Source organism: Lacinutrix himadriensis (assembly GCF_001418105.1).
In the GTDB taxonomy this organism is placed as follows: domain Bacteria; phylum Bacteroidota; class Bacteroidia; order Flavobacteriales; family Flavobacteriaceae; genus Oceanihabitans; species Oceanihabitans himadriense.
In genome coordinates this window covers 42094-67239 of record NZ_LIQI01000014.1, presented here as the reverse complement: position 1 = coordinate 67239, position 25146 = coordinate 42094, and the positions used below count along the sequence as shown (strand labels likewise).

Annotated in this window: 23 protein-coding genes; 12 read left to right on the top strand and 11 right to left on the bottom strand. The window is 32.4% G+C overall.

Going from position 1 to position 25146, the window contains the following annotated elements:
- Positions 1–34 precede the first annotated feature (34 nt).
- On the bottom strand, positions 35–679 hold the full coding sequence (pyrE, locus tag AMD28_RS03780; protein WP_055442836.1) for an orotate phosphoribosyltransferase: 645 nt from the start codon (positions 677–679) through the stop codon (positions 35–37).
- Between the two features lie 89 nt (positions 680–768).
- Between pyrE and AMD28_RS03775 the strand changes: the two genes are divergently transcribed.
- Positions 769–1350, top strand: coding sequence for an NUDIX hydrolase (locus AMD28_RS03775; protein ID WP_055442989.1), 582 nt, complete (start codon positions 769–771; stop codon positions 1348–1350).
- Here the strand turns inward: AMD28_RS03775 and AMD28_RS03770 are convergent.
- The 4 genes from AMD28_RS03770 to AMD28_RS03755 form a co-directional block, all read right to left on the bottom strand.
- The gene (locus AMD28_RS03770) at positions 1347–2030 is read right to left on the bottom strand and encodes an N-formylglutamate amidohydrolase (protein ID WP_055442835.1); all 684 of its coding nucleotides are present in this window, start codon (positions 2028–2030) and stop codon (positions 1347–1349) included. The genes AMD28_RS03775 and AMD28_RS03770 overlap by 4 nt on opposite strands.
- Positions 2027–3253 (bottom strand): glutamate-cysteine ligase family protein, encoded by a 1227-nt coding sequence (locus tag AMD28_RS03765; protein WP_055442834.1) that lies wholly within the window; start codon positions 3251–3253, stop codon positions 2027–2029. Before AMD28_RS03765 ends, AMD28_RS03770 begins: the two co-directional genes overlap by 4 nt.
- Positions 3254–3255: 2 nt before the next feature.
- Positions 3256–4701, bottom strand: coding sequence for a RimK family protein (locus AMD28_RS03760; protein WP_055442833.1), 1446 nt, complete (start codon positions 4699–4701; stop codon positions 3256–3258).
- 99 nt (positions 4702–4800) lie between these two features.
- A complete protein-coding gene (locus AMD28_RS03755) occupies positions 4801–6534 on the bottom strand; it encodes a M14 family metallopeptidase (protein WP_055442832.1) in 1734 nt (577 codons plus the stop codon).
- A gap of 99 nt (positions 6535–6633) precedes the next feature.
- On the opposite strand from AMD28_RS03755, the gene AMD28_RS03750 reads away from it, so the two are divergent.
- Both AMD28_RS03750 and AMD28_RS03745 read left to right on the top strand, forming a co-directional pair.
- Positions 6634–8295, top strand: coding sequence for a SulP family inorganic anion transporter (locus tag AMD28_RS03750; protein WP_055442831.1), 1662 nt, complete (start codon positions 6634–6636; stop codon positions 8293–8295).
- 94 nt (positions 8296–8389) lie between these two features.
- Entirely contained in the window at positions 8390–10579 is a 2190-nt protein-coding gene (locus tag AMD28_RS03745; protein WP_055442830.1) for a tetratricopeptide repeat-containing hybrid sensor histidine kinase/response regulator, read from the top strand.
- Here AMD28_RS03745 and coaD read toward each other — a convergent pair.
- Together coaD and AMD28_RS03735 are read right to left on the bottom strand one after the other, a co-directional pair.
- Entirely contained in the window at positions 10566–11027 is a 462-nt protein-coding gene (gene coaD / locus AMD28_RS03740) for a pantetheine-phosphate adenylyltransferase (protein ID WP_055442829.1), read from the bottom strand. The genes AMD28_RS03745 and coaD overlap by 14 nt on opposite strands.
- A 114-nt stretch (positions 11028–11141) precedes the next feature.
- Entirely contained in the window at positions 11142–12122 is a 981-nt protein-coding gene (locus AMD28_RS03735) for a D-alanine--D-alanine ligase (protein WP_083478233.1), read from the bottom strand.
- A gap of 141 nt (positions 12123–12263) precedes the next feature.
- On the opposite strand from AMD28_RS03735, the gene AMD28_RS03730 reads away from it, so the two are divergent.
- From AMD28_RS03730 to yaaA, 3 genes are all read left to right on the top strand, one after another.
- Positions 12264–12818, top strand: coding sequence for a PASTA domain-containing protein (locus AMD28_RS03730; protein WP_055442828.1), 555 nt, complete (start codon positions 12264–12266; stop codon positions 12816–12818).
- Between the two features lie 74 nt (positions 12819–12892).
- A complete protein-coding gene (locus tag AMD28_RS03725; protein WP_055442827.1) occupies positions 12893–13933 on the top strand; it encodes an RluA family pseudouridine synthase in 1041 nt (346 codons plus the stop codon).
- 367 nt (positions 13934–14300) lie between these two features.
- Positions 14301–15059, top strand: a complete 759-nt coding sequence (gene yaaA / locus AMD28_RS03720; RefSeq protein ID WP_055442826.1) for a peroxide stress protein YaaA — start codon at positions 14301–14303, stop codon at positions 15057–15059.
- Positions 15060–15118: 59 nt separating this feature from the next.
- On the opposite strand, the gene AMD28_RS18310 is transcribed toward yaaA, so the two are convergent.
- The gene (locus AMD28_RS18310; protein ID WP_083478232.1) at positions 15119–15250 is read right to left on the bottom strand and encodes a 30S ribosomal protein THX; all 132 of its coding nucleotides are present in this window, start codon (positions 15248–15250) and stop codon (positions 15119–15121) included.
- Positions 15251–15343: 93 nt separating this feature from the next.
- On the opposite strand from AMD28_RS18310, the gene AMD28_RS03715 reads away from it, so the two are divergent.
- The 4 genes from AMD28_RS03715 (at position 15344) to AMD28_RS03700 (ending at position 17721) form a co-directional block, all read left to right on the top strand.
- Positions 15344–16066: a TRAFs-binding domain-containing protein gene (locus tag AMD28_RS03715; RefSeq protein ID WP_055442825.1), complete on the top strand. Its 723-nt coding sequence runs from the start codon at positions 15344–15346 to the stop codon at positions 16064–16066.
- 37 nt (positions 16067–16103) lie between these two features.
- Complete coding sequence (locus AMD28_RS03710) at positions 16104–16445, top strand: hypothetical protein (RefSeq protein ID WP_055442824.1); 342 nt, start codon at positions 16104–16106, stop codon at positions 16443–16445.
- Between the two features lie 2 nt (positions 16446–16447).
- Entirely contained in the window at positions 16448–17146 is a 699-nt protein-coding gene (locus AMD28_RS03705) for a uracil-DNA glycosylase family protein (RefSeq protein WP_055442823.1), read from the top strand.
- Between the two features lie 110 nt (positions 17147–17256).
- On the top strand, positions 17257–17721 hold the full coding sequence (locus AMD28_RS03700) for a hypothetical protein (protein ID WP_083478231.1): 465 nt from the start codon (positions 17257–17259) through the stop codon (positions 17719–17721).
- A 99-nt stretch (positions 17722–17820) separates the two neighbouring features.
- Here the strand turns inward: AMD28_RS03700 and AMD28_RS03695 are convergent, their stop codons facing one another.
- The 3 genes from AMD28_RS03695 to AMD28_RS03685 all read right to left on the bottom strand — a co-directional run bounded on the left by AMD28_RS03695 (position 17821) and on the right by AMD28_RS03685 (position 21603).
- Complete coding sequence (locus tag AMD28_RS03695) at positions 17821–20115, bottom strand: TonB-dependent receptor plug domain-containing protein (RefSeq protein ID WP_055442822.1); 2295 nt, start codon at positions 20113–20115, stop codon at positions 17821–17823.
- Positions 20108–21004: a FecR family protein gene (locus AMD28_RS03690; protein ID WP_055442821.1), complete on the bottom strand. Its 897-nt coding sequence runs from the start codon at positions 21002–21004 to the stop codon at positions 20108–20110. The genes AMD28_RS03695 and AMD28_RS03690 overlap by 8 nt, the downstream gene beginning before the upstream one ends.
- A gap of 83 nt (positions 21005–21087) precedes the next feature.
- On the bottom strand, positions 21088–21603 hold the full coding sequence (locus tag AMD28_RS03685) for an RNA polymerase sigma factor (protein WP_055442820.1): 516 nt from the start codon (positions 21601–21603) through the stop codon (positions 21088–21090).
- Positions 21604–21746: 143 nt separating this feature from the next.
- Here AMD28_RS03685 and AMD28_RS03680 point away from each other — a divergent pair, with 143 nt between their 5' ends.
- Entirely contained in the window at positions 21747–23486 is a 1740-nt protein-coding gene (locus AMD28_RS03680; protein ID WP_083478230.1) for a LamG domain-containing protein, read from the top strand.
- Positions 23487–23691: 205 nt separating this feature from the next.
- The gene (ffh, locus tag AMD28_RS03675) at positions 23692–25020 is read left to right on the top strand and encodes a signal recognition particle protein (protein ID WP_055442818.1); all 1329 of its coding nucleotides are present in this window, start codon (positions 23692–23694) and stop codon (positions 25018–25020) included.
- Positions 25021–25146 lie beyond the last annotated feature (126 nt).

Here is a 25146-nt window from a genome sequence, read left to right as displayed (position 1 = left end):
ATTGTTTTTACAATATAACATTATTTCTGTTACTTCAAAAAGCGTTCCATTCGCTTGGGTTAGCATTCCAATCAGACAAAGTCTTTAATTGATCTTCGGTAATATACTTTGTGTCTAAAGCTTGCTCCAATAGATTTTCGTAATTACTTAAGGTGTGTAAGGTTACGTTTTCTTCTTTAAAGTTTTCATCTGCAATTGCAAATCCGTAAGAAAAAATGGCAACCATTCCTTTTACATTTACTTTAGCTTCTTTTAAAGCTCTAACTGCATTTAAGCTGCTTTTTCCTGTGCTAATTAAATCTTCAACAACCACAACGTTTTGTCCAGATTCTATAAATCCTTCAATTTGGTTTTTTCTACCATGTGCTTTTGCTTCCGGTCTAACATAAACAAAAGGAAGTCCTAGATACTCTGCAACCAACATACCAATACCAATGGCACCAGTAGCAACTCCAGCAATGACATCTGGTTTACCATATTGAGATTCAATATGTTTTCCCATCGTTTCACGAATGTAATTTCGTATTGGAGGGAATGATAAAATGATTCTGTTGTCGCAGTAAATAGGAGATTTCCATCCCGAAGCCCAAGTGAATGGGTCTTTCGGACTAAGTTTTATAGCATTAATTTGCAATAAAACTTCTGCGGTTTTTTTGGCGGTGTCTTTGTTAAAAATCATAGATACAAAACTAATATAAATTTAATTTTAATGCTATTTGTTTTGTGCAAAAAAATGATATTTTTACAAAACTAAACCAAACTAAAATAATGTATCAAGTTTTTGTAAGTGATAAACCTATAGTACTTACTAATATTGTAGAGAAAGAATCTGGTTTTAAAAACTATTTGCTTGACTCTGTGGATATTGGAAAGGTGATTAAAGAGCTTAATACTACTTCTCTAAAAGAGGTTAGGCTAATACATAAAAAACCAGAAAAGCTTCTTAAAAAATTTTTAAAACTGTTGCCTAATGTAGTTGCTGGAGGAGGGAAAGTTTTTAATGATTCTGGCGAAATTCTTTTTATTTATAGAAATGATAAATGGGATTTACCTAAAGGAAAAACAGAACCGCATGAAACTATAGAAGAAACTGCAGTTCGTGAAGTTGCTGAAGAAACTGGAGTTGCAGGTTTGAAAATAGTAAAACCTTTACAAACTACCTACCATATTTTTAAACGTAATGGAAAACATAGAATAAAGATTACCTATTGGTTTGAAATGAAAACTAGCTTTACAGGTAAATTATACCCTCAGGAAAATGAAGGTATAACGAAGGTAGAATGGCTAAACACCGAAGAGAGTAAAAAAGCTTTAGAAAATAGTTATGCTAATATTAAATTGTTAGTTTAAGAGATACTATTTTTTATTGCTGAAAAAAGCACCGCTTTTAGATCTTCATTTATTTTATTATTTATAGAGAATTTCTGATTGACTTCTAACTCTACACCAATATAATTTTTGTTACATTGTTTACGTAAATAGGAGGTAAACCCATCTGCTTTTCCTAAATACGGATAGTTATATCTTACGTTGAGCGTGTTATCTATCTTTAATATTTCTTTTTTTAACTGTTTGCAGAACCCTTTTTCCGAAGCATTTCTAGAATCATATAACAATCCAATATCACATTTTCTGGTTACCGAATTTAAAACAGGAGTAAAGGAGTGCACTGAAAGATGTACTACTTTTTTACTGGTTTTTAAATATTTTTTAATCACCGTTTCTACCTCGTCTCTATACTCTAAATAATAGCGAGATATTATTTCTTCTTTTTCGTTTTCGGAAAGGGATTTAGACACCTCTGAAAACAAATTTTTATGATGTAAACTTCGGTTTAGTTCAATTAATAAGCGACTAGTTTCACTAAACGCTGAAAAATGAGCAAGCGATTTTAAATGATTAAAAAGATTTAAAGCGCCTAAGTCATAGCCACGATGGGAGTTTAAAATAGTGGCATGATTATCAAAATACGATGGATATGGTTTCGGAATTTTATTGCCGCCATGCTCACAAGTTAATATCAGTTTCATGGTAAAAATAGTTTGTTTTCCTGTAAACAAGAAGCTAATTTTCTATACGTTTTTTTGATGTTTTCTTCCGAGTAATCGTCGTTTACCGCTTTTAATATTCTTGTTGCCAAAGTGCCTTCATTTAAAATAATATCTAATGCTTCATAATGCGAAGCATCTATATTTGGTTTTGCTAATTGATACAGATGTTTCCAAATGTTTTGAACCGTTGTACTATCTTCTAATTGAAACAACTCTAAGTATTCTAAATTAGAAATGGTATAGGTTTCCGCATCTTTAATAATCGGGTTTAAAATGGCAAACAAATCCTGTTTTAACCATTTTTTCTGATTTTGTAAAGAGCCAAGTTCTTTGTTTACCAGCAGTTTTAAAACTTCAATAATTAATACGCAAATAGCAATATCTGCTTTTGGGCATTCTTGAATATCAACTAGACGAATTTCGATCGCATTTCTATCAAAACGAGCAATGGCACCTCGAGAGTTTAAAAAATGATGATCTAAAATCTTTTTAGTGTCATGAGGTTTTATGGCTCTTTTTATTGGTTCAAAAATGGTTGCATAATAATCTACTTTACTAAAAACACGTTCTGGAATTACCAAACCAGTCATTTCTGGGATTTCCTTTTGGTTCGTTTTATAATACTCTAATCTGGTGTCTTTAAAACCTGTTTTTTTGCCTTCTAAAATTGGAGAACTTGCACATAGTCCTGGGATTAATGGTAAGATGACGCGAATTGCTGCATGTAATTTTTCAAACTCTTTATCATCAAAAAAAGGTAAATTGATATGTGTACTTTGTACGTTACTCCAACCATGTCCTTTACAATTAAATATTCTGTTGTATAACTCGTATACTTCACTATAACTGTGTTTCCAAAGCTGGGTGTCTATTAACGGATTCATTAAAGGATGACATGCCGTTGGTAATAATTGGGAGTCTTCCGATTTTAAAATCTGGTTTATCTCTATTACATTCTTATGAAACAAATTAGACAATGCATTTAAATCTGCCGTTGGCCCGTTGGTTTTTAACTCCACGACATGACCAACCAGTTCATTGCTCCATGCAATTTCTCCGTTGTCAATATCTGCAGAAATTTCTCCTGCCTTTTTGGTTAATAAGGTATCTACAATAGGAGCAACTTTAAAATTGCTATTGTGTATTAGCATGTATTCTAGTTCTATTCCAAAAACTTCGAACAAATGATATCTTTTACTCATGATTATACTAGTCGGTTTTTAAATGCTGTAAGAATCTCAGTGTATACTGCATCGCCATAATGCAAATCTTCTACACCAAAATCAATATTTGGGTTGTCGTTAATTTCAATTACCATTGGTTTGTTATTGACTACTTTAATGTCAATACCATACAATCCTTTACCAATAAGTCGTGCCGATTTTAAAGCCATATCTAAAACCTTTTTTGGTACATCTTCAATTGGTAAACAATCGGCATCGCCATCTTGATCATTTTTCTTCTTTGCTTTCCAATTATATATTTGCCAATGTCCTTTTGCCATATAATATTTACAAGCGAAAAACGGTTTATCGTCTATAATACCAATCCGCCAATCGTAATCTGACGGACAAAATTCTTGTGCGATAATAAGATCCGATTCTTTAAGCATCTCATTTACTAGAATGTTGTACTCTTCTTCTGTCTTTGCTTTTTTCACACCAAAGGAGAACGTAGAATCTGGAGCTTTCAAAACACAAGGCAAGCCTACTTCCTTTAAAACCTGATTTCTATTGTCTTTATGAACAATAATAGTTTTTGGAGTTGCAATATTAGCGTTGTTTAGAGCTTCTGCCATATACACTTTATTGCAGCACTTTAAGATGGCATCCGGATAATCAATAATAGCAATACCTTCTTGTTGTGCTTTTCTTGCAAAAGCATAGGCTTCGTTATTTACTTCTGTGCTTTGTCTAATAAATAGCGCATCAAAAGAAGATAAACGGGAAAGGTCTTTTGGTTCTATGATTTCTGCATAAATATTCATTTTTTCAGCAATATCAATAAACTTTTTTAAGGCTTTTGCATTACTTGGTGGCGCAGGATCATTAGGGTTTACAAGTATGGCTAAATCGAAATCCGATTTTGCTAATTTTGGCGTATCATACCTTTTTTTTGAAAAATACTGATTTGCAAATTCATGTACACTTTCTAAATGTTCTTCGGGAATCTCCGATTCGGAAATAGCCTTGATGCTTTGTATGTTCCATTTCGTGTTATAATTAAATTTAACACGCAAAAAAGGTACTTGAAAGTGTTTGTAAAATAAGCCGCTTAACTCTTTGTATTTTTGCGCTACGTTTTGTCCGAAATAAATACTTAAAGTAAACTCCCGAGATTTAATGTTTTTTAAGCTTTGTTGAATCACATCTTCAAATTCATCCGATACAATTCTAACCAATTTTAAAGTTTTTAAATCTACAATGTTTTTAACAGTTGGAATTGCTAAATGCCCTCTGGCTTCCGCTAAAAGCGAAACATAATAGCCTTTGGATTGGTAGGAGTAATCTTTACAAAGATTAAAAATTCTAGCCTTTTTTAAAAGGGAGAATGTAGGATTAGTAAGATACTCTTGCGAGGAAATTACAGTAATATTCTCAATCGAAAAATTCCATTTTTCAGGTTGATTGACAACAATGTATTTGTTCATTAAAAGCGATAATCGCGATATAAATTTTAAACAAAATTAGATTATTTTTTGATTGGTTTTACAAAAGTTTAAAAATATTTTTAATTCTTCTAACTCGTTCTATTTTAGTCGGTAAACCGGATATTGTAAGTGTGCTTTTTCATAATTTTCACTCTGTTTGTGTAGCCAATCTAATTGTGCATACCAATTATTTGCAAAGTCTTTATCGAAAGATTTTTTGGTGTTAAAAGCGATTTGCAATTTCGGATTTTGTTTTAACAATGTTTGTGCTTTGTCTTCCCAAACATAAGGTGAGAAACCTTCTTTTTGCTGTAAAATAGTATCGAAGAAATTCCAATTAAAGAAAGAATCTGGTGCTTGTGGTTCTAAAGTTTCTAATAAATAACGAAGAGCTCTTTGATTGGTATTAATCATATAATCTCCTTTACGGAAAGCGATTTTTTCAATAGAAGATTTTACCGAAGTATTATAATGTTGGTAATGGCCTTCATAGGCTTGTTTTCTAGTTTCAAAATCATCCATTTTATACGATTCTACTTCTAGTAGCGTATCGTTTTCTAGTTGTGACATTTCTACTTGATTTAACTTTAATAAATCTATAACGTTCCACCAGCCTTGGGGAATGACATAAGCATTTGGAATAGTAACGCTATCTGTGGATTTAAAATAATTCTGATACCTTATCGCTTTGGTAAACGGTTTTGTGGTGTCGAATTTTAATCGATCTTTTCCTGTTATAGTACTCGGAATTCTTTTTCCTTCAAAACCTTTAAAGTTCAAGACGGAAGATTTAGTAGTATCTACTTTCCAGTTTAAAGGATAAGTTTTATTTGCTAGTAGCTTTTGATGATAATCTTTACGAAGATTTTTAATATTTTCTCCATCTTCTTCGGTAATTTCTAACATGCTTTTCATTAACTCATAAGTACCTTCCACTCTTTGTTTATATGGTTTTAGCATGTGTGTTTCTACCATCATTCCTAAAGTGTTAAACAAAGTCGTGTAACCAGTCGAGTATCTTGGCGAATCTAGAAATTGACTAAATCCAGATTCTGGTACTTGATTAAATACATTTACATAAGGCGTAATATCCCAATCCTTTTCGGAGAGTTTCTTTTCTAACTCAGGCATCATTTTGGTATGCAGATAATTTCCTAAATCGCCACCAAGTTTATTATGTTGCGTAAATAAATGGGTAAGTGTGTATTGGTAATCTGCGCCATTACTAACATGATTGTCTATAAAAACATCTGGTTGTACTAAGTGAAAAATTTCAGCAAAGGCTTTAGCATTTTTAGTATCACTCTTTATAAAGTCTCTGTTTAAATCATAATTTCTAGCATTTCCTCTAAAACCATATGCTTTTGGTCCGTTTTGGTTGGTTCTAGTACTGGTATTTCTATTTAAGCTTCCGCCAACATTATACACAGGAATGGTAACTAATACCGTGTTTTTTGGAGCTTCAATTTTTCCGTTAGCAATATCTCTAAATAATAGCATCGTGGCATCAATACCATCCGATTCTCCTGGGTGAATACCATTATTGATAAATAGAATACGTTTATTCTTTCTTATTTCTGAAAAATTAAAATCCGCATCCATATTAAGTGTTATAATATGTAACGGTTTTCCAGAATCTGTGCTTCCAATAGAATCGAAATGGATTTCCGGATAAGTCTTCGCTAAATTGGAGTAGTATTTTATTACTTCATTATAAGTTGCGGTTTCTAAACCTTTACTTTTTTCAAAAGTAGTTTCAAAATTAAAGCTTGTTTTGTTTTTTGGAGTATGACAAACTGTGAATAAAATGAATAAGAAAATTATTTTCTTCATTTTTCAAACGTTTTAGTAAGTTATTGAAAGACAAATATAACAATATGCACTTGCGTTTCTGTTAATTAACAGTACTTTTGCTCCCTCAAAAAGAAAGAAATGACTGAGTTTATAAGAAAAATAGTACCAAATGCAAAGGATGATGTTTTAGCAGGAATAACTGTGTCTTTGGCTATGATACCAGAAGTTGTAGCTTTTGCTTTTGTTGCGCAAATAGATCCGTTAATGGCTTTGTCAGGAGCATTTATTATTGGATTAATTACCGCAATTTTTGGAGGAAGACCAGGTTTAATTTCTGGTGCTGCAGGAGCTGTTGCTGTGATTTTTGTGACTATGATTGCAGACGGGCACACCAAAGGTATGTTAATGGATACACCTATTGAAAATATGGGTTTTTTCTACCTAATGGCTTGTGTGGTACTTATGGGAATCATTCAAATTTTTGCAGGAGTCTTTAAATTAGGACGCTTTGTACGTTTAATTCCGCATCCAGTAATGATGGGGTTTGTTAACGGTTTGTCGATTGTTATTTTTATGGCGCAAGTAAAAATGTTTTCACATAAATCGATGGAAGTTTCGGATGCAGGTGTAAAAGAATATGTAGGGACCTATATGCAAGGATCTGAACTGTACGTTATGATTGGTTTGGTGTTATTAACTATGGGGATTATTTGGGGTTTACCAAAAATTACTAAAAAATTACCAGCTGCATTAACGGCCATTTTAGTTACCAGTCTTATTGTTATTGGTTTTAATATGGATGTTTCTACTGTTGGATCTTATATTGTTGAAGGAGGAGGAACTGGTCTAAAAGGAGAGTTTCCAACACCAAATATGGAGCTTTGGGAAAAATTACCTTTTAATTTAGATACCTTAAAATTTATTGCATTACCTGCGTTTTTAGCAGCTTCAGTTGGATTGATAGAATCTTTAATGACCATGAATTTAGTCGATGAATTAACAGAAACTAGAGGAAACGGAAACCGAGAATGTGTTGCACAAGGAGCTGGAAATATTGTTTCTGGTTTATTTGGAGGAACTGGAGGTTGTGGTATGATTGGCCAAACGGTAATTAATGTAAATGCTGGAGGACGCGGAAGATTATCTGGAATTATGATGGCTGTTACTTTATTATCCTTTATTCTATTTGCAGATAAATTAATTGAAATGGTACCAATTGCAGCTTTAGTAGGTGTGATGTTTATGATGGTTATTGAAACTTTTGCATGGTCCAGCTTTAGAATATTAAAGAAAATACCAATGGCGGATGCTATTGTACTTATTACAGTATCCTTGGTTACTGTGTTTGTTGATCTAGCAGTTGCAGTATTTGTAGGTGTAATTATTTCGGCTTTAGTATTTGCTTGGGAAAATGCTAAGAAAATTAGAGCTAGAAAACGTATAAGAGAAGATGGGACTAAGGTTTATGAAATTTGGGGCCCTTTATTCTTTGGAAGTATTCAAGCATTTAACGATAAGTTTGATGTGAAAACCGATCCTGAAAAAGTAGAAATAGATTTTGTAGAATCTCGTATTAGTGATCACTCTGCAATTGAAGCTATTTTTAATTTAGTTGAAAAATATGAAGCTGAAGGAAAAAGTATCAAGCTGAAACATTTAAGTGAAGATTGTAAAATCTTATTATACAAATCAAGTCCTAAGTTTAGAGATGTTGTTGTAGAAGATATAGATGATCCACGATACCATCTAGCGGCAAATCCAGAAGACTTTCCTAAGCCTTTATCCGAATATAAATTATAGATTAACATTTGTAAATAACTGTAAAACACGATAAAGTGTAATTTAATACCGATTAAGCGCTTGGTTGTCCTGTGTTTTTTTTATCTTGCGAAATATGAAAACGTGCCTAATAAAGTATTTTTACTTTAGTTTGGTTATTGTTGCTTGTTTAACCGCCCCAGTTTACGCGCAACAGGAACCTGATCTTTCCAAATATATGCTTACGGAAGTAGATAGAGCTTTTGAGCTCAATCAACGCGCTAAGTATGGAGAGTCCATTGAAATTAGTAGTAAGGTGTTAGTCTATGCTAACAAGGTAAATGACGATTATCTTAAAGCAAGTGCCTTCAATAATTTAGGGGCTTCTCACTACTATATGGATAACGAATCGGAAAGTTTTGATTATCTATTTAAGTCTAAAGATTTATTCCTAAAATTAAAAGATACTTCCGAAATCATAATTGCCTATAACAATCTTGGCGTTAATTACAGGGCATATAACAAATTAGAGGAATCTAATGTCTACTTTAAAAAGTCTTTAAATCTAGCAGAAATAAGTAATGCGCAAGCCGAATTAGTATATCCTTTATATAATATGGGGGTTAATTTAATTGAAAAGGAAGCACCAACGCCTAACGATTATAAAGAAAGCTACGGTTATATGAAAAGAGCTGAAGTTTTGGCGTACGAGCATTATCCGAAAGATGCAATTGTAGCCGAAGTGTTGGAGGTTCTAAGTTTCTTGCATCATAAACTTGGTGATGAAGAGAAATCGTTAGAATATTATCAAAAGGTTTTAGAGTATTCTGAAAAATACAATTTCTTGGAAGTTAGGTCGGAAGCGTATTCTAATAGAGCTGATATTTATGTAGAGAAAGAAGATTTTAAGAGTGCTTTTTATGTTTTAGAGGATTATATCACAACTAATGATTCCATCAACTCTATGAAACAATATGAGAAGGCGAAACAAATCGAAGCAGATAATTTTATTAGAGAGAATGAACTTAAATTAACACTTGTAGAAAAAGAAAAAGCACTGCAAGATCGAGATATCGCTAAAACTAGAATATTTAATGGCGTGCTAATTTTTTTCACTTCCGCTTTATTGCTTTTAGCCTTTTTTGGATATAAGAAAAATAAACAACTCCAGAAAGCTAGAGATAAAGCCGAAAATTTGTCTCGTGAAAAGAGTGATTTTTATTCTGAAATTAGCCATGAATTACGAACGCCTCTTTATGCGGTAACCGAACTATCTAATTTATTACTAGAAGAAGATGTTAGTCCAGATCACAAAGAATACCTAGAATCCTTAAAGTTTTCAGGAAATCATTTATTGTCGTTAATTAATAATGTATTAGAATTGAATAAAGTGGAATCAGGTACCATGAAAATTCAATTATTAGACATGGATCTGAAGAATATTATATCCAATATTATTGATAGTTTAGAATTCGCGTTACGAGATAGTTCCAATACTATCCGATTAGATTATGATAATTCTATTCCAGATTTATTGGTAGGAGATTCTTTAAAATTGTCTCAAATATTTATAAACTTAATTTCTAATGCAATAAAATTTACCAATAATGGTAACATTACAGTTTCTGTTAGAAAGGAAAAAGATAAAGGGGATGAGGTTCGCATTTATTTTGAAGTTTCCGATACAGGAGTGGGTATTTCAAAAGAAAAGCAGGGTCAAGTTTTTGAGAATTTCTACCAAGAACATGCAAAAATTGAAAAATCTTATAAAGGTACCGGTTTAGGATTGTCTATTGTGAAGCGCATGGTGACAGCAATGGGTGGTGAAGTGAGAATTGACAGTGAGCAAGGCAAAGGAAGTACTTTTTATTTTGAATTATGTTTTAAGAAGAGTCGTAAAATCAATGTGTCTAGCGAGCAGTTTTCGCTTCAGTTAAATCAGCTTAGAGACTATAAAATTTTGGTGGTTGATGATAACAAGATAAATAGATTAGTAACTAAGCGTGTATTAGATCAACTTAAAATGGAATCTAAAGTGCTAGATTCTGGTGAAAAAGCAATAGAGTTAGTGAAAATAGAACACTTTGATTGTATTCTAATGGACTTACACATGCCAGAATTGGATGGTTATGAAACTACAAAACGCATACGTGAGTTTAATAAAGAAATAGCGATTGTTGCTTTAACAGCAGCTTCCACAGATGAAGTACAGGTAAAAATTGTTGAGTATGAATTAGATGGATATATCCTTAAGCCATTTATTACTTCAGAGTTTATAGAGGTATTAAGCAAAGCGATAAAAAAGGACCGAGTTAATCTTGTTTAACGCGTACGCTATCTGGAACTAAAACGGTATAATCACCATTGTTTCGTATCACTTCTCTAACAATACTAGAGCTTATGTAAGAAGTTCTTGCAGCGGTTAAAAGGAAAACAGTTTCTATTTTAGATAATTTTCTATTGGTATGTGCAATAGCTTTTTCAAATTCAAAATCGGCAGGGTTTCGTAAGCCACGTAAAATAAATTGGGACTTTACTTCTTTGCAAAAATCGATAGTTAAACCTTTATACGTAACCACTTTTACTTTTGGTTCATCTTTAAAAGATTCTTCTAAAAAACGCTTTCTTTCTTCTAAAGAAAACATATATTTTTTTTCGGAGTTTACACCAATAGCAACAATCACTTCATCAAATAGTTTTACACCACGTTTAATGATATCGTAATGTCCTAGCGTTATTGGATCGAAGGATCCCGGAAAAAGTGCTCTTTTCATTGAAAAATTTATTATTCATTTCCGAGTAGTCGGAAATCTTTTCTTTTTAATTTAAAATCTCTATTGTCAAATATAATAATTTATTAACTGGATACTGTCACTGTAAACAGTATACTACTTTAATGCTTCCACAATAGCATTATCAAATAATTCAGGAAGTGTTATTCCTGCAACTGCTGCTTGTTGTGGTAAAATGCTTTGTTTGGTTAAGCCAGGAATTGTATTTACTTCTAATAGATGCGGTTCGCCATCTTTAAAAATATATTCGCTTCTACTAAAACCTTTCATTTTTAGAATTTCGTAGACCTTTTTAGCTAGTACATTTACTTTTTCTTCTTGTTCTTTGGTTAATCTAGCAGGAGTAATTTCTTGTGATTCGCCTAAATACTTCGCCTTATAATCAAAAAAGTCATTGTTAGGTACAATTTCGGTAATTGGTAATACTTTGGTTTCTCCTTTATAGGTAATTACTCCAACAGAAACTTCGGTACCATCTAAAAAAGATTCAATAATAATCTCGTCATCTTCTTTAAAAGCAACGTCAATGGCGTTTTGCAAATCTTCCTTTTTGTACACTTTTGTAATACCAAAGCTACTTCCCGCTTTATTTGCTTTTACAAAACAAGGCAAGGCTACTTTTTCTATAATAGCATCTTCATCAATGGTATCGCCAAGATTAATGTAAAAACTTTCCGCAGTTTTAATTCCGTAAGGTCTTAAAATACTTAAACAATCCCGTTTGTTAAAAGTTACGCTAGCTTGGTACATACCACAACTGGTTTGCGGTATTTTAAGTAAATTAAAGTACGCTTGCATGTAACCATCTTCTCCAGGAGCACCATGAATGGCGTTAAAAACACAATCGAAAGTTATTTTTTCATTATTTATTGTAACCGAAAAATCGTTTTTATCGATTGCAAATTCCTTATCCTTTGCATCTACATAAACCCATTTGTTTTTAAAAATGTGTATTCTGTAGGAATTATATTTATTCGCGTCAAGTAGCTCATAGACTACGTTTCCGCTTTTTAAAGAGATCTCATATTCGCTAGAATATCCTCCCATTATAATGGCTATGTTTTTTTTTGCAGACATACTTTTATCTTTTCCGCAAGAGCGAAATCTTAATTATTTTATACTAAATCTTCATTAATTAGAGTTAAGCTAAAATATCATTAATTAATCAAAAGTAAAAACAGTTCTGTTTTTATATATTTGCCTATCTAAAATAAGATCATGAGCATTGTTAAATTTATTACCAGTAAAACGTTTTTAAAACAACTAGCGTTAGCCATTATAGCTATAGTAGTACTGACTTTCCTTATGTTAAGATGGTTGAGTTATACCACTAATCATGGCAAGTTTGAAACCGTTCCAGAATTAAAAGGAAAGTCTATTGCAGTAGCAGAAATAGAGTTAAATGAGAATAACTTGGTGATGCAAATTCAAGATTCGGCAAATTTTAACCCTAAATATCCAAAATTTTCGGTAATCGATCAAGATCCTCCTTCTGGTGAAAAAGTAAAAGAAAACCGAAAGATCTATTTAACACTAAACCCTTCCGGTTATAGAAAAATACAAGTTCCAGATTTAAGAGAGCGTACCTACAGACAAGCAAAACCAATGTTAGAAGCCTTAGGGTTTACTATTGGTAAAATTACGTATATTGATTACTTAGGAAAAGACGAAGTAGTGCGATTAAGTTTTAAAGGCGAAAAAATAAATGCTGGAGATTTATTGCCAAAAACATCTAAAATTGATTTGGTTTTAGGAAACGGAAAAAGACCATAGTCTAAATTAAATCAAACAATTACAAGATAACCGATGAAGATTATCTTGACAACCGTCGAAAGACAAAACGAATAATGACAGAAGATTACACACCAGAAAGCCAGAACGAACAAGATGATCTTTATGAGCATCATGCTTTTACTGTAGATAAAGGACAAGCGCCTTTACGAATAGACAAATATTTAATGAATCGCATAGAAAATGCCATTCGTAATAAAATACAAACAGCTGCCAAAAACGGAAACATTTTTGTTAATGACGAAGCTGTAAAATCAAGCTATAAAGTAAAACCATTAGATGTGATTCGTGTAAAATTTGCACATCCACCTTTTGAAAACCTTTTGGTTGGTGAAGATATTCCATTAGATGTTGTGTATGAAGATGACGAACTACTTGTAGTAAACAAACCAGCAGGAATGGTGGTGCATCCAGGACATGGAAACTATTCAGGGACGCTTATAAACGCACTTATTCACAGATTTGATAATCTGCCAAATAACTCTAGCGAACGTCCAGGATTAGTACATAGAATTGATAAAGATACTAGCGGACTTCTAGTAGTTGCAAAAACCGAAGAAGCCATGGCGCATCTTTCTAGTCAGTTTGCCAAAAAAACAAGTGAGCGTGAATACGTAGCACTAGTTTGGGGAAATATGGATGAAGACGAAGGTACCATAGAAGGTAATATTGGTAGACACCAAAAAAATAGATTGCAAAACACCGTGTATCTAGAGGATGAAGAAGGGAACGGAAAACCAGCAGTTACACATTACAAAGTAATTGAGCGTTTAGGCTACATTACTATGGTGGCTTGTAAGTTAGAAACCGGTAGAACGCACCAAATTCGTGTGCACATGAAACATATTGGTCATACGCTTTTTAACGATGAGCGTTATGGAGGAAACCTTATTTTAAAAGGAACCACTTTTACTAAATACAAACAATTTGTAGATAACTGTTTTAAAATATTACCAAGACAAGCGCTGCATGCTAAGACCTTAGGATTTGTACATCCTAAAACCAATGAATTTATGCGTTTTGAGTCCGAAATCCCAGAAGATATCCAACAATGTATCGAAAAGTGGAGACACTATTCGAAGCATGTAGATCATTAATAAATAGGTGTTTAAAGAATAGGATTGCCCAACGGAACTAATGTGAAGTTGGGCGTTCCATTTTTATACCTACAAGGTTTTAAAAACCTCGTAGGAAAAAAATGTCGTGCTTTCCGTTAAATCTTTTTTTAGTGTTCTCGATACAATGCTCCTTTGGTCGCATCACTCGAACGGACACAAAAAAGGATATCACTGCAATCACTAACGCAAATTCCATTTCATAGCAAACACTTATACAAGCATAGAATATTTCAGTTTACATCTTTAAAAAGTAAAGAAGTAAGTTGTAAATTTGAGGTTATAGAAATAGAATTTTACCTAAATGATGAGATTTCCGTTTTCACGGAAATGAAAAAATAAATTTTCAATGAAACTAGTACTATCTCCAGCAAAGTCCTTAGATTTTGAAACGCAATTGCCAACAACAAAAAGCACAGAAGCAACTTTTTTAAACGAAGCCGAACGCTTAAATAAATTACTAAAAAAGAAATCTGCAAAAAGCCTATCTACGCTTATGCATATTTCCGATAATTTAGGACAACTAAATTACGAGCGTAATCAAGAATGGCAATTACCGTTTACTAAAGAAAATGCAAGACCAGCAGTTTATACGTTTTCAGGAGATGTGTATAAAGGTTTAAATGCGAGTACCATTCCGGTAGAAAAACTAGATACTTTACAAGATACGGTTCGTATCCTTTCTGGTTTATATGGTGTTTTAAAACCATTAGATTTAATGCAAGCCTACCGATTAGAAATGGGTACGAAAATGCCTATTGGTAAAAACAAAAACTTGTATGAGTTCTGGAAAAAGAAAGTGACAAAAGCATTAAATGAGGAACTGGAAGACGACGAGTTGTTTTTAAACCTTGCTAGTAACGAGTATTTTAAAGCTGTAGATGTAAAAGCATTAAAAGTACCAGTGATTACTGCGAATTTTAAAGATTTAAAAAATGGCGAGTATAAAGTGATTTCGTTTTTTGCAAAGCAAGCAAGAGGTGCTATGGCAAGATATATTGTAGATACCAATGCCAAAACCATAGAAGATTTAAAAGGTTTTAATTACGAAGGTTATGGTTTTAGCGAAGCCATGTCTACAGAAAACAATTTAATGTTTATTAGGTAGTCCAGTTTCTGCGAAGGCAGGAATCTATTGGTAAATAGTTTTAAAAAAAAATGCAGTAATTAAATCTTTACTTTTTTATTCACATTAATTTTATTTTCTGTTCGAACGCGTTTTTTAATTCTTGGTCTTCTAGCTCCAAAAGTACCTCTGTTTATTTTTCCGCGTTTTGTTTTTTTATCTCCTTTTCCCATAAATAATGTTTGTAAATTTGATTTACTCTTAAAATACAAAACTTTTAACTTTTACTTTGCTATTTTTAATGCTTTAAAAATTATTTAACATTTATGCCTTATTATCTAATAGTAGCTTTACAAGCCTATTGTATTTATCACCTCATTAAAAATAGAAATGAATACTATTGGATATTCTTAATTATTTTTTTACCATTTATTGGATGTGTTATTTATTTAATAACCCAAGTGTATAACAAACGTGATGCAGAAAAAGTGACGAATGAATTGGTAACACTAATTAATCCAACAAAAAAAATAAAAGATTTAGAAAAGAAACTGGAGTTTTCAGAAACGTTTCAGAATAAAATAAATCTAGCAGATGCTTATTTAGAAAATAAAGAATATCAAAAAGCTATTTCCCATTATGAATTAGCATTAGATAGTGATTATAAAAATGATTTTTACGTAATTAAAAATCTAATTACCGCTTATTATAACCTAAATGATTTTAATCAAGTAGTTCATTATTCAGAAAAAATAAAAGAACATCCTGAATTTAAAAAGTCTAAAGCGCAATTTGTGTATGGTTTAGCCTTAGAAAAATCAGGAAGAATAGAAGAAGCCGAAAGTCAGTTACGTGCTATTGATAATAGATACTCCAACTATGAGGAGCGTTTTATATTAGCTAAGTTTTTAATAGCAATAAATAAAACCGAAGAAGCAAAAGAAATATTAAACGAGATGTATATAGAATCGCAGCACATGACAAAAAGGAACGGTAAAAAATACAGAACCACCTTTAGGAATGTAGAAAAACTTTTAAAAAGTGTATAGTTGTTTCTGTTTGTGGAACGAGAAAAAATAATAAGACATGAGTTCGGAAGATAAAAAAGTAGTTTGGTCCTTACAAAATAATAAACGTACCGAAGCAGAGCGCAATGTTTTTAAACCAACAGGTATAAAGAAAAAACAGCTTTCGGGTAAACAGTATTTAGTCATCAGTGTATTTGTGATTTTAATTTCTAGTTTTTCTCTTACATTTATGGTTGAGGAATCTTCAGAAGTATGTTTTATCTCCAGTTTTTGTTTTCAGTCTAAAGAAAATATTTTTCTATATACACTTTATATTTTTTTTAATATTATTATTGTTTTACTAACTATTATTGTGGCTTATATTATTGGTAAAAAAATCGGAAATAAAATAAAAGTATAAACGTGTTTCTTCATAAACATCCATATCCGCCATTTATACAAAAAGACACCAAGAAATTAATTGTAGGTACGCTTCCGCCGCCAAGATTTAGTATTGGAGAACTTTTAGAAAAAGATGTGAATTTCTGCTATGGGAGTTATTACAATTCCTTGTGGTTGTATATTGAAAAGATTCACGGTTTAAGTTTGCGTTATGATAATTCCCAAGAAGCAATAGACCAACGTAAAGCATTCCTAATAAAACATCAAATAGGGGTTTGTGATATTGTAGCAAGTGCAGAACGGGAAAAGATAGATGCTTCCGATTTAGGCATGCAAAATATGCAGCTTCGGAATGTGATCGATTATATAAAAAAGTATCCAAGCATTGAAACGCTATTATTCACAGGAGGAAACAGTAAAAATGGTCCGGAGTATTTCTTCCGAAAACACATAAAAGAACACAATATAAAATTAGAATTGGTTTCTAATGAGATACCAAGAGTGCATCAATTCGTCATTCCAGTAGATAACGAAATGTCACCTCGAGCGCAGTCGAGAGGTCTCAAAGAAAGAATAATTAAAACCGTTTCGCTAACCTCTTCTTCAGGATCTGCAAATAGAGCCATTGGTAGTATGCCTTTATACAAACATCTAAAGGCTAGTAATCCTGCATTTAATACGTTTGATTTTAGAGTGATGCAGTATCAAGAATATTTGTAATCTAAAAAGTGTTTTTGTAACTACTTGAAATATAATGATGTGTGTTTGAATACTGTTTTTTTTATGAAAAATTATGACTATATTTAATTTTAATTTTTAAAGGGAAAATCATGAAAAAAACAATCAATCTTGCAATGTTACTTTTGTTTGCGTTTACACTCCTTTCTTCTACCTGTTCGTCTGATGATGACGATGGAAACAGTAACAACAATTCAGCTGAAATAAATGCTATTACGAATAGTATGGAATCTGGAAATTGGACTATCACTTATTTTTACGATACAGATAGTGATGAGACAAGTGATTTTAATGGGTATACCTTTAATTTTGCAACTAATGGTGTTTTAACTGCCACTAATGGAGTAAATACTTATACGGGTACTTGGTCTGTTACAGATGATAGCAGTAGTAGCAGCGATAGTGATATCGATTTTAATATAGCTTTTTCTTCACCTCCAGATTTTGAAGAATTAAGTGATGATTGGGATATTATTTCATATAGTTCTACAGAAATAAAACTTGTGGATATAAGTGGTGGAAATGGAGGGACAGATTATCTTACTTTTCAAAAGTAATTTAAAAAAAAGCTGCTAAAGCTTGCGTTAGTTTTTAATGTAGTGACACAAATTCATCTATTTAATTTAGAGAATAGTAATGTTAAGCATATTTATCATCTAAAAATACACACGTAAACTTACATTTGGTGTAATGCCTAGCGATTGGTTTTCTACTTTCGAAATATTGTCATCTGCATCCAGAACATAGTATCTATTAATCGTGTTATTGGTGTTTAAAAGATTCCATACAGAAGCGCCAATTTTAGCGTGTATTACTTCCGAGATTTTTAAATCTCTCGTCGCCGAAAAATCCACCCGTAAATAATCTTTTAAATTATTACTGTTTGGTGCATTGTAATCAATAGTGCCAGCTGTAATGGTGTTGTCATGTGTTGTGTAAGGTTTCCCAGAATGCCAATTTACACCTAAGGCAAACTGGAATTTGTTTACGGTGTAGGTATTAGAAAAATTAACAGCGTGAGTAATGTCGGCATTATTAGGAAAAGGATTTCCGTTATTCAAGTTCTTAAACGTATAATCGTTTTTGCTATACGAATAACTTAACCACGTATTCAAATTGGTAAACTGTTTATTAATTAAGAAATCCATTCCTTTTACTTGATAGCTTCCTATCGCTTTTTCATACTGAAACTGGTTTTGAAAGCCTTGGCTTCTGGTGGTGATGCCGTCGACTTCTTTATAAAAAGCTTCGGCACTAATTAATAATTTATTCTTGTTGTAATTGAATCCTAAAGATGCTTGTTTGCTTTTTATAATTGGAATATCGGTGTTGTTTGCTAAAATCCAACGACGTTTTTCTATTCCTAAAAAGTCATTCTGTAAATCGATGATTTGTGAGGTCATCTGACTTTTAAATTCTCCAAGAAGTTCTACTCTAAAATGATTCGCAAACCGTTGACTAAAACTTATTCTTGGTTCTGCTAAAAAAGCGTCTAATTTAGGAATGTAGTTAAATCGTATTCCTGCTTTTGCGTTGGTGTTTTTGTTGTTAGATGTTAGTTGGCCTTCCGCGAAAGCGGAATGACTTCTAATAACTTCCTTGATATAACTTCTAAATACAGGATTATTAACGTTTTCTAAATTACTAATTCCGACTTCAAAAAACTGATAGCCAATTTGAAGGTTGGTGTTTTTATTAATATGCCATTTGGTGTCTAGTTTTAAAGCGCTATCAAATACTTTATTTTCTTGAATTAATCGTTGCTCGTTTAAAATGTCAAAATTCTTGGCATCTAATTCGTAGTTAGAAAGCGATACGTGTAGGTTAGAGCTTAATTTAGAATGCCATTTTCTGGTGTAGCTAATGCCACTTGCCAAATTACGCTGAATAAGTTTACTATTTAAAGATTCGTTAATATTGTTAATAGTAGATTGTTCTTCGTAATCTAAATTATTATGAATGGTTAAAAAACGGATTTGGAGTTTGTTTTTTTTAGAAAGATTTAATAGCAATTTTCCCGAGAAATCATAAAAGTAAAAGTTTTCGTTTTTAGAGATCGTATTGTTTTGTTCTTCCTGATTACTTTCAAAATCGGAATCTTGAAAAATGCGTTTAAAATACTGCTTGTAGGTTGGAGCAGTTACTAAATCGGTAAACGAACGTCTTGCCGAAAGTTGTAATTCTGCATGTTTACCAATTGGCGTTTTAGCATACCCATCTGCATGCACTAAGTTGAAACCAGCTCCAGCTTTAAAATCATTTTGAAGCGTGTTCGATAATTGCATGTCTATCACACTAGAAACGCCATCTCCATATTGCGCTGAGGTTCCGTTTTTAGATACATTTACTTGATTGGTTAAATACGGATTGAATGCAGATATAAGTCCGAAAAAATGACCAGATTGATACATTTTAATACCATCCCAGAGGATGAGGTTTTGGTCGTGTGTTCCGCCTCTAATATTAATATTCGAAACCGTTTCATCGACACTTAAAACGCCAGGAAGTGCTTGAATGGTTTGCAATACATCTGGTTCTATTAAACCTGGTAAAATGCCAAATTGTTCTGGTCTTATGGTGATGCTTCCCGTGGTATTTTTATTTATTCCTGTAGTTAAATAGTTGGTGATTACTACTTCTTCTAACTTCTGAATGGTAAAAGGTTGCGCTTCTTGTCTTACAATGGTAATAAACTGGTTGTTTAATTTGTTGAACTTTAATTGCGTTTGTTTTTCTAAAGCAGTTAGAATTACCTCTAAGTTATCATTGCTATCTAAAAACACGTCAATATCTTTAATCGTGCTATCGGCATAAGAAAAGCTAACTTTAAATTGTTGCTCGATTATAGCCAATACTTGCGCTAGAGGTTGCTTTTTGTTTTGCGAAAAAACAGTCGAGTAACCCAAAAAAAAGAAAATTAATAATAGCGCAATTTTTAGCGATTTATTCACGCGATAAAATAATGGTTTTGTTGTTTTTTGTATAGCTTAATTGTAAAGGTTGCGTAATCGATTTTAGTGCAATATCTATGTTTTTATGTGTGAATTTCCCAGTAAATAAAGTACTTGTCTCTATATTGGAAGTTTCAAATTTAACGTTGTATTGTCTTTCAAACTCTGCTAAAACTTCGCTTAATGGTACGCTGGAAAAAGCACTAATATGGTTTAGCCATTCTGGTTCTTTAACGTTAGTGGTTGTGGCTGTTGTCATGTTTCCATTTAATATTAAAAAAGAATCGCTAGCTTTTAAAATAGACTTTCCGGTATTGTAGTTTATTTGCACGGTGCCTTCATAACAAACTACTTCAAAATAATCCGTACGTTGTTTTACATTAAATTGAGTACCTAAAACAGTTATGGTTCCTGCATCTGTTTTTACCTGAAACGTGCTGCCTTTTTCCACTTTAAAAAAAGCTTCACCATCTAGTGTAATGGTTCTCTTTGTATTCCAATTCTTTTTATTGAAGGTAATTTCTGAAAGTGCATTTAAATGTACAGACGAATGATCCGGAAGCTCGATAGTCGATTTTTCAGCAAAATCTGTAGTAAAAGAACTGTCTAAAGTTGTGGTGTAATAGTAGCTGCCCAAACAAATAGCTAGAATAGCGGCGACTTTAAGCATGGGTTGAAACCATTTTTTTGTAGTCGATTTTTTCGCATTTATACCGCGTAACGTGGTTTCTAAAGCAGCTTCGGTATTAAATTCTGGTGCTTTAAAACCTTTGCTGTACTCGGCTAATTTAGTTAACGACTCATAATCTTCAAGCGCTTTAAATACTTCAAGTTCTTGCGGACTTAAGTCGTTATCTAACCATTTTAAAATTAATTCTTCTTTATTCATTGTATGCTATTCAAGTATATAACAGATAAGGTTTAAAAACTCCTACCTCGAAATTAAAATTATTATTCCTGTAAAAACAGAAATCATAATTCATCAATGTCTTCTCGTAATTTTTTTAAGGCACCATAAATTCGTTTTTCAACAGCTTTGGTGCTAATATCTAAAAGCGATGCAATTTCTTTAAATCGTTTTCCTTCCACACGATTCATTAAAAAAGCAACACGTTGTGCTTCGGTTAAATTTGCAATGGCATTTTCTAGTTTTTTACGGTATTCCTTTTCTTCCATCAAAAACTCTGGAGACTCGTTAGAATGTTCGGTTGGTTTTATTTTTTGATGTTTTAAAACTACTTTTTGATGTGCAACGGCATTCAGCATTAAATTATTTGCTACCGTATATAAATAGCTTTTCGCTTTTTCGGGAGAAACGGTACTGCAATTTTGCCAAAGTTTTATAAAAGCATCTTGCACTTTATCTTTAGGGTTTAAATGATCCCCAAATTTATAATACAAAAAGTGATGCAAGTCTTTAGCGTATTTGTTAAATAGGCTATTGAAACGGTTTTCATTACAGACATTATTGTTTAAAGACTTTTGCATGTATAGTTAAAAAGGTTTCTGCAAAGTAGTAACAATTTTTTTTAAAAGTCAAGGTAGGAGTTTTTTAAACGAAGATGTTATAGTAGTATACAGCAATTAAAAGTTGCTATGAAAAGAAACAATTATTAATAAAAAACGAAACCATGAAAACCATCCATTCCAAATTTATCCTTTTTTTATTCTTACTTTTTTTGATGTTATTTTCGGCATGTCAAGAAGAAGTCGTAGAAATTACAGAGGCCGATAATGAAGAAACGATTGCTCCAAATTCTAACTTAGCTAATTTAATGCGCAATGTAGCTTCTAACGATGGTTCAAGAGATAATATTGTAGATTATGCCAATTGCTTAGAGGTTGCTTTACCGGTAACCGTTACTGCAAATGGCGTAACAATAACTATAGAAAGTATTACAGATTATGATGCGTTAGAAACTATTTTAGACGCTTTTACAACTGACGACGACGACGTAGAAATAACATTTCCAATAACGATTATTTTTAACGATTATTCCGAGTTAGTTATTAATAGTCAAACCGAATTAGAAGCACAGATAGAAAATTGTAATGATGAAGATGAAGAAGATGACGATATTGAATGTATCGATTTTCAATTCCCTATAACTATTTCTATGTATAATACAGATTTTCAGGTTATAGATACTATTACTATAAATAATGATGAAGCTTTATATGCTTTTATTGAAAATTTAGAAGGAGGCGTTTTAGCAAGTATAAACTTCCCAATTACTATGGTGTTTGTTAGTGGAGACGCAATTGTTGTAGAAAATAATGCAGAAATGGAAGCTGCTATTGAAGCCGCAGAAGATACTTGTGATGAAGATGATGATTACGATTGGAATGACGATGATATAGAAGATTGCGATGTTAGTTTGTCCGAATTAGAAACGTACCTATTAGCATGTAATATTACAGCACCAACCTATGATGCGTCCGGTAATATTTTAGATGAAAATTATTTAATGTTTGATGCTAATGGAGAAGTAACTGTTAATGGGGAACCAACTATTACAGAATTTGGCTCTTGGTCTCTTTTGGAAACGAATTCTGGATATACATTAACGATTGGTGGATTGTCTACTTTTGATCTGTTAAATGGAGAATGGTTGCTTTTGGGTTGTGATGAAGATGAATTTATCTTTAGTCAGGAAACAAATTTGGGTAATGTAACCATTATGGAACTTGAGCAAGATTGTGAAGATTGCAATACCCCAGAAGTTTTAATAAACGATTTGGTGATATATATGCCTTTTGCTGAAGAAGCTCACGATTTAATAAGTGGTTTCAACGCTGAAAACATTACCAACACATTTGTAGAAGATAGAGCAGGAAACTCTTCTTGTGCTATAGCTTTTACCGGAAATGACACCTTTGAGATTCCTGTAAATACAGATAGTGAGCTGGAACAAGGAGATAGTTTTTCTATAAGTTTATGGTTTAAAATGCAAAATACAGAGGCTGGAGATTTAGAGCTGTTTTTTAGATCACCAGGAAATGCAACACAAGGATTTCAATTAGGAGTTTATGATTTAAATACGCCTTTGTTTTCAGATAATACAAGTTTTTATCTTTGGGATAACGACTGGAATGACGGAGTAGATGTAGTATGGGAAAACACAGACTGGCATCATCTAGTAATGACCGTAGATGCAGATAATACCATTAGATTATATAGAGATGGAGTGCAAAGAGATATCGATGAGAATTCGAGTTTAAATATTGGTTCTCAAGCTTCAGATAGATACCTTATTGGGGAAGGTTTTGTTGGTCATTTGGATGATTTAAGAGTGTATAAAAGAACTTTAAGTCCAAACGAAGTAGGAGAATTATTTAATTTAGAAGGGGAATGTTATACTTGTTTATAAGTTAAGTGTAACGAGTGAATTATTAATGAAAAAGAGGCTTCTTAAAAGAAGTCTCTTTTTTTTATTTTTAATTGTGAAAACTAAAATAGAGACAGTTGTTTTTTATGGATGTGGTAAATATGCTTTAATTCCAATTAAACAAGCTTTTCCATTAAAGAAAAACAAAATATTTCTTTACTTTTGCAACTATTGAAATAAAAAAAATATGTTTAATAATTTAAGTGAAAAGTTAGATAAAGCGTTACATGTACTAAAAGGGCATGGAAGCATTACAGAAGTTAATGTTGCCGAAACCTTAAAAGAAGTACGTAGAGCGTTACTAGATGCCGATGTTAACTTTAAAATTGCTAAAGATTTTACGAATAAAGTAAAAGAAAAAGCACTTGGACAAAACGTTTTAACAAGCTTACAGCCAGGACAATTAATGGTGAAGATTGTTAAAGACGAACTTACCCAGTTAATGGGAGGTGATGTAGAAGGTCTTAACTTAACAGGAACACCAAGTATTATTTTAATGTCTGGTTTACAAGGTTCTGGTAAAACAACATTTTCTGGAAAACTTGCTAACTATCTTAAAACCAAAAAAACAAAGAAACCTTTATTGGTAGCTTGTGATGTATATCGTCCTGCGGCTGTAGATCAATTACATGTTGTTGGAGATCAAATCAAAGTAGATGTTTATAGCGATAGAGGAAATACAGATCCTGTAGCTATTGCACAAGCTGGTATTGCTCATGCAAAAGCAAACGGACATAATGTAGTGATTATTGATACTGCTGGTCGTTTGGCTGTAGATGAAGCCATGATGGCCGAAATATCTAACATTCATAAAGCTATTCAACCACAAGAAACTTTGTTTGTTGTAGATGCTATGACAGGTCAAGATGCTGTAAATACAGCAAAAGCCTTTAATGATATTTTAAATTTTGATGGTGTTATTCTTACCAAATTAGATGGGGATACACGTGGTGGAGCAGCAATCTCTATTAAATCTGTAGTAAACAAACCAATTAAGTTTATTGGTACAGGGGAGAAAATGGAAGCAATTGATGTTTTCTATCCTTCTCGTATGGCAGATCGTATTCTTGGAATGGGAGATGTTGTATCTCTTGTAGAAAGAGCACAAGAGCAGTTTGATGAAGATGAAGCTAGAAAATTACAAAAGAAAATTGCCAAGAATCAATTTGGTTTTGATGATTTCTTAAAGCAAATTCAGCAAATCAAGAAAATGGGGAACATGAAGGACCTTATCGGAATGATTCCTGGAGCTGGAAAAATGATGAAAGATGTAGATATTGATGATGATGCTTTTAAAGGTATTGAAGCGATTATACATTCTATGACAGTAAAAGAAAGAACAAACCCTTCTATTATAGACGCAAGCCGTAAAAAAAGAATTGGTAAAGGATCTGGTACTTCGGTTCAAGAAGTAAATCAGTTGCTAAAACAATTCAACCAAATGTCGAAAATGATGAAGATGATGCAAGGTGGTGGCGGAAAACGAATGATGAATGCAATGAAAAACATGAAGTAATTTCATGTTTTTTTTGTTTGAAATAGACCCTGGATATAAAATGTGTCACCTCGAGCGCAGTCGAGAGGTCTCATTTCTAATTTGATATTAAACTAGGTATCGACTGCGTTCGACCTGATAGATTTA

Bases quoted from the DNA above. Each gene is read 5' to 3' on its own strand.
- AMD28_RS03685 (WP_055442820.1), bottom strand. From the start codon at position 21,603: ATGCAAAAGTCTTTAAACAATAATGTCTGTAATGAAAACCGTTTCAAT.
- AMD28_RS03750 (WP_055442831.1), top strand. From the start codon at position 6,634: ATGACTGAGTTTATAAGAAAAATAGTACCAAATGCAAAGGATGATGTT.
- AMD28_RS03700 (WP_083478231.1), top strand. From the start codon at position 17,257: ATGAAAAAAACAATCAATCTTGCAATGTTACTTTTGTTTGCGTTTACA.
- AMD28_RS03735 (WP_083478233.1), bottom strand. From the start codon at position 12,122: ATGTCTGCAAAAAAAAACATAGCCATTATAATGGGAGGATATTCTAGC.
- AMD28_RS03770 (WP_055442835.1), bottom strand. From the start codon at position 2,030: ATGAAACTGATATTAACTTGTGAGCATGGCGGCAATAAAATTCCGAAA.
- pyrE (WP_055442836.1), bottom strand. From the start codon at position 679: ATGATTTTTAACAAAGACACCGCCAAAAAAACCGCAGAAGTTTTATTG.
- yaaA (WP_055442826.1), top strand. From the start codon at position 14,301: ATGAAACTAGTACTATCTCCAGCAAAGTCCTTAGATTTTGAAACGCAA.
- AMD28_RS03755 (WP_055442832.1), bottom strand. From the start codon at position 6,534: ATGAAGAAAATAATTTTCTTATTCATTTTATTCACAGTTTGTCATACT.
- AMD28_RS03775 (WP_055442989.1), top strand. From the start codon at position 769: ATGTATCAAGTTTTTGTAAGTGATAAACCTATAGTACTTACTAATATT.
- AMD28_RS03690 (WP_055442821.1), bottom strand. From the start codon at position 21,004: ATGAATAAAGAAGAATTAATTTTAAAATGGTTAGATAACGACTTAAGT.
- AMD28_RS03765 (WP_055442834.1), bottom strand. From the start codon at position 3,253: ATGAGTAAAAGATATCATTTGTTCGAAGTTTTTGGAATAGAACTAGAA.
- AMD28_RS03760 (WP_055442833.1), bottom strand. From the start codon at position 4,701: ATGAACAAATACATTGTTGTCAATCAACCTGAAAAATGGAATTTTTCG.
- ffh (WP_055442818.1), top strand. From the start codon at position 23,692: ATGTTTAATAATTTAAGTGAAAAGTTAGATAAAGCGTTACATGTACTA.
- AMD28_RS03725 (WP_055442827.1), top strand. From the start codon at position 12,893: ATGACAGAAGATTACACACCAGAAAGCCAGAACGAACAAGATGATCTT.
- AMD28_RS18310 (WP_083478232.1), bottom strand. From the start codon at position 15,250: ATGGGAAAAGGAGATAAAAAAACAAAACGCGGAAAAATAAACAGAGGT.
- AMD28_RS03680 (WP_083478230.1), top strand. From the start codon at position 21,747: ATGAAAACCATCCATTCCAAATTTATCCTTTTTTTATTCTTACTTTTT.
- AMD28_RS03715 (WP_055442825.1), top strand. From the start codon at position 15,344: ATGCCTTATTATCTAATAGTAGCTTTACAAGCCTATTGTATTTATCAC.
- coaD (WP_055442829.1), bottom strand. From the start codon at position 11,027: ATGAAAAGAGCACTTTTTCCGGGATCCTTCGATCCAATAACGCTAGGA.
- AMD28_RS03730 (WP_055442828.1), top strand. From the start codon at position 12,264: ATGAGCATTGTTAAATTTATTACCAGTAAAACGTTTTTAAAACAACTA.
- AMD28_RS03745 (WP_055442830.1), top strand. From the start codon at position 8,390: ATGAAAACGTGCCTAATAAAGTATTTTTACTTTAGTTTGGTTATTGTT.
- AMD28_RS03710 (WP_055442824.1), top strand. From the start codon at position 16,104: ATGAGTTCGGAAGATAAAAAAGTAGTTTGGTCCTTACAAAATAATAAA.